The following is an 11,909-nucleotide window of genomic DNA, read 5'->3' on the forward strand; positions in this document are numbered from 1 at the left end:
GTCTGGGGAGTGATCAGACGGATGACAGGGGGCACGGGGATGGCGGGCAGGGGACGCGGCGGCACGGTGCGGCGGGTGCCGGCCGGTGGTGCGTCGAGGCGCTCGCAGGGGAGGCCCCCGCCCACCTGACGGGCGGACCGCGAGGGACCGGACGAGCGCGGCGGCCCTCGCCCGACGGCACCGCCCGGGCCGTCCCACACGTCCGTCCCCCGTCCGGCCCGTACGCGGGCGAGGCGCCGTCCCGGCGCGGACGCCCGCCGGGCAGGCCGCCGCCGCAGAGCCCTCCGAGGAGGTGCGGCCTCTCGTCCCGCCGCCCCGTGGCCGCGTGCCGGCCCGCGTGGGTGCCGCGGCGGTGGTTCCGCCGCCGACCGCGCCCCCTGTCGGTTCCCTGTCCCTCCGGCCCGCGCCCCGATCCCGGGGCCGGGCCGTTCCCCGTGTCCCGGCGCACCCCGGACGGCTCCCGGCCGTCCGGGTCTCCGTGTGTGCCGTCGTTCCGCCGAAGGTGAGAGATGTCGACCCGGTTCCCGGCGCACGTGCGCGTGTACCGTTCCAGATCAGGCGAGGCCGCCGTGCGCTCGTGGTGTGAGAGGGAGCTGGCCGCATGCCCGGGGATGCGCCCCCTGCCCCGGATCGAGGCGGACGGCCACGGCACCCGGGTCCACGTGCTCGACGGCGGCCGGGGCGTACCCGTCCTGGTCCTGCCCGGTGCGGGCCTCAGCTCGGCGGCCCTCACCGGCACCGCACGGCTGCTGGCCCGGGACCGCACGGTGATCCTCGCCGACCTGCCCGGGGAGCCCGGGCTGAGCTGCCCCCACCGCCCCCTCGGGGGGCGGGCCGCCGCCTACGGCGCGTGGCTCGACGCCCTGCTGCCCCAGGTCACGGACCGCCCTGTGGTCCTCCTCGGGCACGCGCTGGGAGCCGCCGCCGTCCTGTCGTCCCTGCCGTCGCCGCTGGTGGACCGCCTCCTGCTGCTCAACCCGGCGGGGCTGGCCGCCCCGGTGAGGGACACCGGCCGCCTGCGCGCCACGTGCGCGTGGCGGCTCTCCCCCGGCGAGGACACCAGCACGCGGCTCCTGCGGGCGTGGGGCGGGCCCGCCGGTCCGGGACCGCTCGCGGAGTGGATGACCCTGGTGGGACGGCACTGTCGGACGGGCACGGTGCCCGGCCTGCTGCGGGGCGAGGAGTTCCGCGACTGGCGCGGGGTCCCGGTGACCGTCGCGACGGGGTCCCGCGACCGAGTCCTCTCCCCCGCTCTCCTGCGCGGGGCCGCACGCCGGCTCCTCGACACCGACGTCCACGTGGTCGCGGGCGCGGGCCACCTGGTGCCCCACGAGGCCCCGGAGCAGGTCCGCGACCTGCTCCGGAGGGGCGGGGGCTGATCCCGTCCGCTCCCGCGCGCGGGCGGCTCCGGCACGAACGCCGGTGGCCGCGCCCCTGTGCTGGGCGCGGCCACCGGCGTTCGACCCCCGGCCCGGGGTCCTCAAGGCGTGTCGAACCGTCTCCGGAACGCACGGGCGGAGGAGGACCGGGGTCCCCCGATCCGCCGTCGCCTAACCGAGTTCGGCCATGACCTCGTCGGGGATGTCCGCGTTGGTGAAGACGTTCTGCACGTCGTCGGAGTCCTCCAGGGCGTCCACGCACCGCAGGACCTTCTTGGCGGTCTCGGCGTCGACCGGGACCTCCATGGTCGGCAGGAAGCTGGAGTCCGCGGACTCGTAGTCGATGCCCGCCTCCTGGAGCGCGGTACGCACCGGCACCAGGTCGGTGGCCTCGCAGACGATCTCGAACGCCTCGCCCAGGTCCTCGACCTCCTCGGCCCCGGCCTCCAGGACCGCCAGGGTCACGTCGTCCTCGGTCGTCCCCTCCTTGGGGACGATCACGACGCCCTTGCGGTTGAACATGTACGACACCGATCCGGCGTCGGCCATGTTGCCGCCGTTGCGGGTGACCGCCACGCGCACCTCGGAGGCCGCGCGGTTGCGGTTGTCGGTCAGGCACTCCACGAGCAGCGCCACACCGCCGGGGGCGTAGCCCTCGTACATGATGGTCTGCCACTCGGCGCCGCCGGCCTCCTCACCGGAGCCCCTCTTGCGGGCGCGCTCGATGTTGTCGAGCGGCACCGAGTTCTTGCGCGCCTTCTGGATGGCGTCGTAGAGCGTCGGGTTCCCGTCGGGGTCCCCACCACCGGTACGCGCGGCCACCTCGATGTTCTTGATCAGCTTGGCGAAGAGTTTGCCGCGCTTGGCATCGATGACGGCTTTCTTGTGCTTGGTGGTGGCCCACTTGGAGTGGCCGCTCATGCATGTCCTTTCACGAGGTCGACGAAGAGGCGGTGGATGCGCGCGTCGCCGGTCAGTTCGGGATGGAAGGACGTGGCCATCAGGCCGCCCTGTCGTACGGCGACGATCCTACCGGCCCCGTCGGGGCCCGGTACGCTACCGAGCACCGTGACCTCGGGCCCCGTCGACTCCACCCAGGGGGCGCGGATGAACACCGCGTCGAACGGCGCGCCGTCCAGGCCGTCGACGTCGACAGGCGCCTCGAAGGACTCGGTCTGGCGCCCGAACGCGTTGCGGCGCACCGTCATGTCGATCCCTCCGACGGTCTCCTGGCCTTCGACGGCCCCCTCGACACGGTCCGCGAGCATGATCATCCCGGCGCAGGTGCCGTAGGCCGGCAGGCCCGCCCGGACCCTCTTGCGCAGCGGTTCCAGCAGTCCGTACCTGACGGCCAGCTTGGACATGGTGGTGGACTCCCCGCCGGGGAGGACGAGGCCGTCCACGGTGTCGAGCTGTGCGGGGGTGAGCACCTTGGCGGTGTGCACGTCGAGGGTGTCGAGGACGCGCAGGTGTTCGGCGACGTCGCCTTGGAGGGCGAGGACGCCGATGGTGGGTCTGCTGCTCAAGAACGGCCTCACTCGTTGACTGGCGGGAGCGGGGCGGGGAGGCGGGGCCGACACGCGGTCCCGCTTCCCCGCCCGGGTCGTCGGCGGCCGGACGGGCGCCGCTACTACCAGCCGCGGCCGGCGTAGCGCTGCGCGTCGGACAGCTCGTCCAGGTTGATCCCGACCATGGCCTCGCCCAGTCCTCGGGAGACGCGGGCGATCACGGCGGGGTCCTCGTAGTGCAGGGTCGCCTGCACGATGGCGTCGGCGCGCCTGGCGGGGTCGCCCGACTTGAAGATGCCCGAGCCCACGAACACGCTCTCCGCGCCGAGCTGGCGCATGAGCGCGGCGTCGGCCGGGGTGGCCACGCCGCCCGCGGAGAACAGGGGCACCGGGAGCCTGCCCAGCCCGGCGACCTCCTTGACGACCTCGAACGGGGCGCGGAGCTCCTTGGCTGCGCCGAAGAGCTCGGCCTCGTCCAGGGTGCCGAGGCGCTTGATCTCGGAGCGGATGGACCGCATGTGGCGGGTGGCCTCGACGACGTTGCCCGTGCCGGCCTCCCCCTTGGAGCGGATCATGGCCGCGCCCTCGGCGATGCGGCGCAGCGCCTCGCCGAGGTTGGTCGCGCCGCACACGAACGGGACGGTGAACGCCCACTTGTCGATGTGGTACGCCTCGTCGGCGGGGGTGAGCACCTCGGACTCGTCGATGAAGTCGACGCCGAGGGACTCCAGGACCTGCGCCTCGACGAAGTGTCCGATGCGGACCTTGGCCATGACCGGGATGGAGACGGCGGCGGTGATGCCGTCGATCATGTCCGGGTCGGACATGCGGGCGACGCCGCCGTCCTTGCGGATGTCTGCGGGAACGCGCTCCAGCGCCATGACCGCGACGGCGCCGGCGTCCTCCGCGATCTTGGCCTGCTCGGGCGTGACGACGTCCATGATGACGCCGTTCTTGAGCTGCTCGGCCATGCCGCGCTTGACGCGCTGGGTACCGACCACTGCGCCGGAGCTGTTCGATGCGTTGTTGGCCACGGTTGTGGACTCCCGTTCGTCGAGTTGTCGCTGGGGCCTGCTGTCGCCGGGCAGCGGTGTCGGCGGCCGCGCGTGACGATACGCGGGCGCCGTCGGCGCCGCGCACCCAGGGGGGCGATCAGGCTCCCATTCTAGTTCCACCCCCTTTCGGTGGCTTTGGCCAGATCGGTGCTTTCGGAGGTCGCGGCCTTACAGGGTGTCGGGGCGGACCGGCGGGAGCGGGATCCGGGGCGGCTGGTCGTCGATCTCGAAGTAGTCCGGGAGGGCCGCGGTGCCCGACAGCCGGAACACGCGTATGAGCCTGGAGCGGCGGGCCCGGCGGGTGTCGGAGACGGCGTCGTTGTAGAAGGTGCGGGCGATGTGGACGCCCTTGGCGGCCGCCTCCACCTCGGCCAGCACGGGCAGCGCCGAGGGCGCGCACCCGGGCCCCGTGTCCTCGAGCACGGCCCGCAGCACCCGGGAGAGCGTGCTCTCCGCGAGGTCGAGGTTGCGTTCCCCCGCCTCACCGGCGACCTCGACCGCCTCCTCCAGCCCGCGGGCGCCGGCCGGGGAGGTGCATCCAGCCGCGGCGAGCGCGAGCACGGCGGACCGGCGGCGCACCAGGGCCCCGTCCAGCCCGGCCCGGGCGACGTCGACCCGGTGGTGCAGGCGGTGCAGCCGCGTGGCCCTCCAGGACAGGTAGAACCCGAACAGCGCCAGGGCGAGGACCGCCCCGGCGACCGCCGCGACCGGGGCGACGTCCCCGCTCAGGGCCGGTCACCTCTTCCCGGTGCTCCTGTTCCCGGTGCTCCTGCCACGCTCACACCGACCCCCGCCGCAGCAGGGCGGTGGCGCGGGGTCCGGTGTCCAGGCGCACACCCGTGCGGCGTCCGCGGCCCGCCCTGTCCCCCATGAGCACCGTCTCGTACACGCGTGCGACGTCGGCGGCCACGGTCTCCCAGTCGTAGGCGCGCACCGCCAGGCGGGCGGCCCGGGAGAGCCGTCGGCGCCGTTCCGGGGCGTCCAGGAGCGCTCCCGCGCGGGCGGCCAGGTCGGCGGGGTCCCCTGCGGAGAACAGGTCCCCGGCGGCGCCGCCCTCCAGGACCGCGGAGAAGGCGGGGATGTCACTGGCGACGATCGCCGCTCCGGACGCCATCGCCTCGGTCAGGACGATGCCGAAGCTCTCCCCGCCCAGGTTGGGGGCGCAGAAAACGTCGGCCGAGCGGTACGCGCGCGCCTTGTCCGCGGCGTCCAGGCGGCCGAGGGGTACGACGCGCGCCCTCAGGTCGTCGGGGACGGCGGCCAGCGCGGCCTCGCGGTCCCCGGGCCCAGCGACCAGGAGCCGCAGGCCGGGGCGCTCCGGAGCCATCAGGGCGAAGGCGTCCAGCAGTACGGACAGCCCCTTGCGCGGTTCGTCCAGACGGCCGAGGAAACCGAGGGACCCGCCCTCGCCGGGCCAGCCGGGCAGGGCGGAGGCGCGCTCGAAGGACCGCACCGCCACCCCGTTGGGGATGAGCACCGCGTCGCCGCCGACGTGCTCGACGAGGGTCCGCCGGGCCGCCTCGGAGACCGCGATGCGGCCGTTGATCTTCTCCGTCGCCGAGCGCAGGGCCCGGGAGCTGGCGGCCATCGCCCGTGAGCGCGGGTTGGAGGTGTGGAACGTGGCGACCAGGGGGCCGTCCGCCGCCCAGCACGCCAGCAGGGAGACGCTGGGCGCCGAGGGTTCGTGGACGTGCAGGACGTCGAAGCCGCCCTCCGCGATCCAGCGGCGCACCCGGGACGCCGTGCGCGGGCCGAAGCTGAGCCTGGCCACCGACCCGTTGTAGCGGACCGGGACCGGTCTCCCCGCGTTGACGAGGTGGTCGGGCAGCTCCGCCCCCTCCGCGTCCCCCACCGGGGCCAGCACCGACACCTGGTGCCCCATGCCGGTCAGCGCCTCGGCGAGGTCTCCGACGTGCTGCTGCACCCCGCCCGGGACGTCCCAGGCGTAGGGGCAGACGAGACCCACCCGCATGCGCGCCTCACCCGTCCCGGTGGCCGAGCGCCCGGAGGGCGGCGGTTCCCTCGGCCTCCAGGCGCCGCGCCCGGTCCTCGTCGTGGTCGCGGCTGAACACCGGTTGGAGCATGTGCCAGTCCTCGGGGTGCCGGGCGATCGCCCCCTCGAAGACCCGGGCCAGCTCCTGCGTGGTGTCCTGGATGCGTGCGGCGCGGGTGGCCCCCTCCGCGACGGGGACCTCGTCGTGGATGCGGATGTTCCAGTACGGGCCGTCGTACCAGAGCGAGACGGGCATGAGGGCGGCCCCGGTGTTGAGGGCCAGGGCGGCGGGCCCGGACGGCATCCGGGCGCGCTCCCCGAAGAAGTCCACCTCCAGGCCGGTGCCGTTGATGTCGCGGTCGGCGAGCAGGCACACCAGCCCGCCGTCGCGCAGCCGTCGGGCCAGGGTCGCCACGGTGTCGCCGCCTCCCGTCAGCGGCAGCACCTCCATGCCCAGCGACTCCCGGTAGGCCGTGAACCGCTGGAACAGGCTCTCCGGGCGCAACCGCTGGGCGACGGTGGTCAGAGGGGTCCCCCTCAGGGTCATCCAGGCCCCGGCGTGGTCCCAGTTGCCCATGTGGGGCAGCGCGGCGACCACGCCGCGACCCGAGGCGACGTGCTTCTCCAACACCTCGATCCCGGTGGAGCGAGTTCGGCCGAGGACGTACCGCTCGTCCATCGCGGGCAGTCGGAACATCTCGTAGTAGTAGCGCATGTAGGAGCGCATGCCCGCCCGGGACAGCGCGCGCAGCCGGACGTCGGTGGCGCCGGGGCCGAGCAGGCGGCGCAGGTTGCGCTCCAGCCCGCGCGTCCCGCCGTCGTGGGTGCGCCAGGAGCGGTCGGCCAGACGCTGGAAGGCCGCCCGGCCCGCCCCCTCGGGCGCGCGTTGGACCAGCTCCCAACCCGCCGTGTAGGCGACGTCCGCCCAGCGTTCGTCCACGTCGTGCTCCCCGTCCTTCCTCACGCGGCCCTCAGGCCTCTCCGACGGTGTCGCCGGTGCCCTCGGCCCCGCGCTCCTCGGCCCTGGTGACGTCGACGTAGGTGGGGTCGTTGAGGCGGGCCCGGGTCTCCACCAGGCGCTGGAGGACGGTGAGCAGGCTCATGCCCGCGAGCAGCCACAGGCCGCCGGCCAGGACGTAGGGCACGCCCAGCTCGCTGAGCCCGACGGCCACCAGGATGATCACCAGGCGTTCGGTGCGCTCGGCGACGCCGACGTCGCAGTTGACGCCCAGGCCCTCGGCCCGCGCCTTGATGTAGGACACCATGAATCCGCTGATCAGGCAGAACAGGGTCAGTCCGGCGAGCAGCGGGTCGTCGCCGCCGCCGATGAACCACCAGGTGAGCCCGGCGAGGATGGAGGCGTCCGCCACGCGGTCGAGTGTCGAGTCGAGGAAGGCGCCGAACGCGCTTCCGCTGTCGTTGGCACGCGCCACCGCTCCGTCGAGCATGTCGAAGAGCGCGAACACGGTGATGACGACCGATCCCGCGTACAGCTGGCCGCGGGGGTAGAAGTAGAGCGCGCTGATCACGACGCCGGCGGCGCCGATGATGGTCACGAGGTTGGGTGTGAGGCCGATCCGGGCGAGGCTCCGGCCGAGCGGAGCGGTGACCCGGGAGGTCATGGGGCGAAGGATTCTCAGCATGGCTTCTTGTGATCGTAGGGCGGGAACGGCTCCTGGGGTGGGAACCGCGTCCGGTGGGGGTGGCGCGCCACCGGACCGCCCGTGACCGGGCTGGAGGCGGCGCCGTGGCCGCGCGGGTACGCGGCCGTCGGGCCGCCGCGCGGTCGGTGCTCCGAGCGGGTCCGCCTAGTCGCGGGGCCAGTGGTCCGCCAGCTTCGCGCGGGTCTGCTCCAGCATCTCGGGCAGCACCTTGGTGTGGCCGACGACGGGCATGAAGTTGGCGTCGCCGCCCCAGCGGGGAACGATGTGCTGGTGCAGGTGGGCGGCGATGCCCGCGCCCGCCGCGCTGCCGAGGTTCATGCCGACGTTGAAGCCCTGGGGCCCGTAGGCGTCGGTGAGGGCGCGGATCCCGGCCTGGGTGAGGGCGGCGACCTCCGCGGTCTCGTCCTCGTCCAGCCCGGTGTAGTCCGAGACGTGGCGGTAGGGGCACACCAGCAGGTGCCCGCTGTTGTAGGGGTAGAGGTTCAGGACCACGAAGGCGCTCTTGCCGCGGGCGACCAGGAGCCCCTCGGGGTCGGTGAGTCCGGGCGCGCGGCAGAAGGGGCAGCCGTCCTCGGGGCGGGAGCCGCTGGGCTTGCCCTCGCCCTTGATGTAGGCCATCCGGTGGGGGGTCCACAGGCGGTCCCAGCCGTCCGGGGCGCCGGTCCCCGCGCCGGGGGCTCCCCCCTGGTCGTCCCGTCCGTTCTCGGCACCGCTCATGGCTCGTCCGTTTCCGTCGCCTGCCCGTACTCTCCGCGTTCCCAAGCATAGGAGCGCCCGGGGGCGGGCGCGTCGCCGCGGCACGGCGGCGATCCGGACGGCGGGCCCGACCCCGGAAGGGGCCCCGGCCGTCCGTCTCGCGCCCCCTACAGTCCGAGCAGGGCGCGCAGGTGGCGCGGGGGCGGGGAGCCGTGGGCGAGCATCGCGTCGTGCCGCTCGCGCTCACCGAGCGAGGGGCGCGCGACGGCCAGGTCGCGGGCGATGTCGGACACCTCCGCGTAGCCCACGTAGTAGGTGGACAGCTGGGCGCTGGTGAGCTGGGCCCGGCGCCACTTGCCCGCCGCCTCGCCCTCCTCCTGGTGGCCCCGCCGGGTCAGCAGGGAGATCGCCTCCTCCTCGGCCAGGTCGCCCGCGTGCAGGCGCACGTCCAGGATCGCGTTGAGGATCATCCGCAGGCGCATCTTGAGCTGCACCAGTCGCAGGGCGAGGTTCTCCCGGGGGTCCTCCGACCAGCCGTGCCGGGCGAGGACCTCCTCGGTGTAGACCGCCCAGCCCTCGATGAAGGTGCCGCTCCAGAGGACGTTGCCGACCCGGGTGCCGCCGGTGTGGCGGGCGGCGTGGGCGAGTTGGAGGGCGTGGCCCGGCACCGCCTCGTGGACCATGAGGTTGCGCAGCATGCTCGCGTTGTACTCGCGGAAGAACGACGCCCGGCGCTCGGCCGACCAGTCGGCGGGCGGCGGGGAGACCGCCACCAGCGTCTGCTGCTCCCGGGCCCGCGGGTCCAGGGGGCCGGGAGGGTCGCAGTAGGCGACGGACACGCCCCTGCGCGCCTCGGGCATCGGGACGACCCGGACGGGATCGTCGTACACCGTCACCAGGTCGAGCTGCCGCACCCGCTCGTTGAGGTGCAGGAGCGCGTCCGCGCAGGCCGGGCGCACGGTGTCGGCGTCGGTCGCGTTCTCCGCGGCGAGCGCCGACAGCACCTCCGCGACCTGGCCCCCGCGTCGCGGACGGCCCTCGTACTCGGCGGCGACCTCGGCGATCGCCTCCTCCGTGGCCAGCAGGTCGCTCTCGGCGCGCACCAGGAGCGCCTCCGGCGACAGTTCGGAGTCGAGGGTGTACCAGAGCTGCGCGGCGAAGTCCCGGGCGCCCAGGCGCGGGTCGGCGGTGGCTCCGTCGAGCTGTCCCCTGAGCCAGTCCGCGTAGTCCTCCACCGCGGCCAGGGCGGCCGACCGCTCCGGTTCGAGCCCGGACGCCGCTGACGCCTCCTGTGCGGCCAGGGCGGGCACCCCCGACGTGAGCATGGCCCTGGCTCCGTCGAGCTGTGACAGGGCCGTCTCGACGTGCACACGGGGCATGCCCGGGCCCTCGGACAGGCGGGCGCGCGCGGTGGCGAGGTAGTCGGGCAGGGCGGCGCAGCGCGCGGTCAGCGCGGCCAGGCGCTCGGGGAGGGGGAGGGTGTCGCGCTCCAGGAGGGCGTGGACGGCCTCTCCGGGCGAGTACAGGAGCGGGTCCCACGTGTGGGGGCGGAGTTCCGCGGTGTGCCACAGGTCGGCGCTGATCTTCGAGCGCAGGACCTCGAGGTCGACCAGGTCGCCCGTGGGGATCAGGTCGCCGTCGATCTCGTCGAGGGATCCGAGGGCGTCGGTGAGCACCGCGACGCGGTGCGTGTCGGCCTGTACCGACATGTCGGAAAGGCGGGCGGCGCCCCTGGGGTCTCCCAGGTCCAGCGCCCACTCGGGGGCGTCGTCGAGGAGGAAGTCGAGCACACGCTCGGCCACCTCGCGGAAACGCCGGGTCATCGCCTCTGAGTCGGACGGGGAGGAAGAGCTCATCCCGCCATGATGCCAGCACGGACGCCCGGTTCCCGCGTCGCGGGAACCGGGCCGTGCTCTGTGCGGGACCCCGGCCCGGGTTGGCCCAGAAGCCTGCGGGCTAACGCCAGGAGTTCTGACCGCCCGTGGAGGTGGGCTGTCCTGCGGCGCCCTCGGGGTCCCCCACCGTGATGGCGTGCTCGACGAGGGTGATGAGCGTCGACTTGGTGGAGGCCTTGTCACGGGCGTCCACCTGGACGATGGGGATCTCCGGGCTGAGCGTCAGAGCGTCCCGGACCTCGTCCGCGGCGTGGGGGTAGTAGCCGTCGAAGCCGTTGATCCCCACGATGAACGGCAGGCGCGCCTCCTCGAAGTAGTCGATCGCCGGGAAACAGTCCGCCAGACGGCGGGTGTCCACCAGCACGACGGCACCGATCGCGCCCTTGACCAGGTCGTCCCACATGAACCAGAACCGGTGCTGTCCGGGTGTCCCGAACAGGTACAGGATCAGGTCGGAGTCGAGGGAGACGCGGCCGAAGTCCATCGCCACGGTGGTGGTCTGCTTGTCCGGCGTCTTGGCGAGGTCGTCGACCCCGACGCTGGCGCTGGTCATGACCGCCTCGGTGGTCAGCGGCACGATCTCGGAGACAGAGCCAACGAATGTCGTCTTCCCGACACCGAAGCCCCCGGCGACGACGATCTTGACCGACGTCATCGCGTTCCCCCCAGCACCGCCTTCCTCGGCTGGGCTAGAGCTTGCGAAGTCCACTGAGCACCCTTTCAAGCAGGTTGGTGTTGGGACGGGCTTCGTTGTTGAGCGAGGACCTGATCTGGACCAGTCCCTGCTCGGACATGTCCGCCACAAGCACCCGCGCCACGCCGAGCGGCATCCGCAGCAGCGCGGAGATCTCCGCCACGGAACGCCATTCCCGGCACAGGTCGCTGATCGCCTGCCATTCGGGCGTCAGCGTCCCAGACTCGTTACGGGCCGCGGCGGTCGCCGAGATCAGAGCTTCCAGGGGAAGCTGGGACTTCGGCTTGGTGCGTCCCTTGGTGACCGCGTAGGGGCGGACCAGCGAACTGGGCGCGCTCCCCGCCGCGGGTCGTTGTTCGTACTGTTGTTGGATTGGTCGAGGAACATCTCCGCCGCCCGGCAGAGCCGGCATTCCCCCGGTAGGGGGTCCGCCCGGCTGCTGTCCGAACCACGAGGCGCTCCCGGCATCTCTACTGTGAGGTGCCACCACTTCCTCCTGTCGGTGGTGGATCAGTGGATTCCCGAGGTGCGCGCCGTTGGTGTCAGCGCCCGCCCCGCCCGCTCGACGAGCAGGGTCATCTCGTACGCGACCAGGCCGAGGTCGCTTTCCGCGGCAGCCAGGACCGCGAGGCAGGAGCCGTCGCTGATGGCCATGATGAGCATCAGCCCCCGCTCCATCTCCACCACGGTCTGGGCGACCGCCCCACCCTCGAACACCCGGGCCGCGCCCTGCGTCAGGCTCGACAGACCGGAGGCGATAGCCGCCAGCTGGTCGGCCCTGTCAGCCGGGAACCCCGCCGACGAGGCCAACGGAAGGCCGTCTGAGGAGACGACGATCGCGTGGGCGACGTCAGGGACCCGGTCGGCAAAGTCAGTGATCAACCAGTTGAGTTCATTCACCTGTCGACTCATCTGATCTCCTGTCCAATTCGCCGGCTTGGTCTCTCGGCACTGCTACCGCCGGCACGGCATGTGACAGCACTGCCTCTAGGAACTGCCCGGCCCCTCCCGTGGGGGTGGCCGGG

Annotated in this window: 13 protein-coding genes; 1 reads left to right on the top strand and 12 read right to left on the bottom strand. The window is 73.4% G+C overall.

Features of this window, described 5'->3' with window-relative positions; genetic code table 11:
* The first annotated feature begins 509 nt into the window (after positions 1-509).
* Positions 510-1,379, top strand: coding sequence for an alpha/beta fold hydrolase (locus tag Q8791_RS25375; RefSeq protein ID WP_330094322.1), 870 nt, complete (start codon positions 510-512; stop codon positions 1,377-1,379).
* A 171-nt stretch (positions 1,380-1,550) separates the two neighbouring features.
* Here Q8791_RS25375 and Q8791_RS25380 read toward each other — a convergent pair whose 3' ends face one another.
* The 12 genes from Q8791_RS25380 to Q8791_RS25435 form a co-directional block, all read right to left on the bottom strand.
* On the bottom strand, positions 1,551-2,300 hold the full coding sequence (locus tag Q8791_RS25380; RefSeq protein WP_330094323.1) for a YebC/PmpR family DNA-binding transcriptional regulator: 750 nt from the start codon (positions 2,298-2,300) through the stop codon (positions 1,551-1,553).
* The gene (gene pdxT, locus Q8791_RS25385; protein ID WP_330094324.1) at positions 2,297-2,905 is read right to left on the bottom strand and encodes a pyridoxal 5'-phosphate synthase glutaminase subunit PdxT; all 609 of its coding nucleotides are present in this window, start codon (positions 2,903-2,905) and stop codon (positions 2,297-2,299) included. Before pdxT ends, Q8791_RS25380 begins: the two co-directional genes overlap by 4 nt.
* Before the next feature lie 104 nt (positions 2,906-3,009).
* On the bottom strand, positions 3,010-3,921 hold the full coding sequence (gene pdxS, locus Q8791_RS25390) for a pyridoxal 5'-phosphate synthase lyase subunit PdxS (protein WP_330094325.1): 912 nt from the start codon (positions 3,919-3,921) through the stop codon (positions 3,010-3,012).
* Between the two features lie 189 nt (positions 3,922-4,110).
* On the bottom strand, positions 4,111-4,620 hold the full coding sequence (locus Q8791_RS25395; RefSeq protein WP_330094371.1) for a hypothetical protein: 510 nt from the start codon (positions 4,618-4,620) through the stop codon (positions 4,111-4,113).
* Positions 4,621-4,720: 100 nt separating this feature from the next.
* A complete protein-coding gene (locus tag Q8791_RS25400; RefSeq protein ID WP_330094326.1) occupies positions 4,721-5,914 on the bottom strand; it encodes a glycosyltransferase family 4 protein in 1,194 nt (397 codons plus the stop codon).
* Between the two features lie 7 nt (positions 5,915-5,921).
* Entirely contained in the window at positions 5,922-6,875 is a 954-nt protein-coding gene (locus Q8791_RS25405) for a phosphatidylinositol mannoside acyltransferase (RefSeq protein WP_330094327.1), read from the bottom strand.
* Positions 6,876-6,906: 31 nt separating this feature from the next.
* Entirely contained in the window at positions 6,907-7,557 is a 651-nt protein-coding gene (gene pgsA / locus Q8791_RS25410) for a phosphatidylinositol phosphate synthase (protein WP_330094372.1), read from the bottom strand.
* Between the two features lie 186 nt (positions 7,558-7,743).
* Positions 7,744-8,316 (bottom strand): HIT family protein, encoded by a 573-nt coding sequence (locus Q8791_RS25415; protein ID WP_330094328.1) that lies wholly within the window; start codon positions 8,314-8,316, stop codon positions 7,744-7,746.
* Between the two features lie 146 nt (positions 8,317-8,462).
* Entirely contained in the window at positions 8,463-10,151 is a 1,689-nt protein-coding gene (locus Q8791_RS25420; RefSeq protein ID WP_330094329.1) for a DUF885 domain-containing protein, read from the bottom strand.
* 100 nt (positions 10,152-10,251) lie between these two features.
* Entirely contained in the window at positions 10,252-10,845 is a 594-nt protein-coding gene (locus tag Q8791_RS25425) for a GTP-binding protein (RefSeq protein WP_017565656.1), read from the bottom strand.
* Between the two features lie 34 nt (positions 10,846-10,879).
* Complete coding sequence (locus tag Q8791_RS25430) at positions 10,880-11,296, bottom strand: DUF742 domain-containing protein (RefSeq protein ID WP_330094330.1); 417 nt, start codon at positions 11,294-11,296, stop codon at positions 10,880-10,882.
* A 98-nt stretch (positions 11,297-11,394) separates the two neighbouring features.
* On the bottom strand, positions 11,395-11,796 hold the full coding sequence (locus Q8791_RS25435; RefSeq protein ID WP_014909276.1) for a roadblock/LC7 domain-containing protein: 402 nt from the start codon (positions 11,794-11,796) through the stop codon (positions 11,395-11,397).
* Positions 11,797-11,909: the final 113 nt, after the last annotated feature.

Origin of the sequence: Nocardiopsis codii (assembly GCF_036327455.1) — a bacterium.
Classification (GTDB): domain Bacteria; phylum Actinomycetota; class Actinomycetes; order Streptosporangiales; family Streptosporangiaceae; genus Nocardiopsis; species Nocardiopsis codii.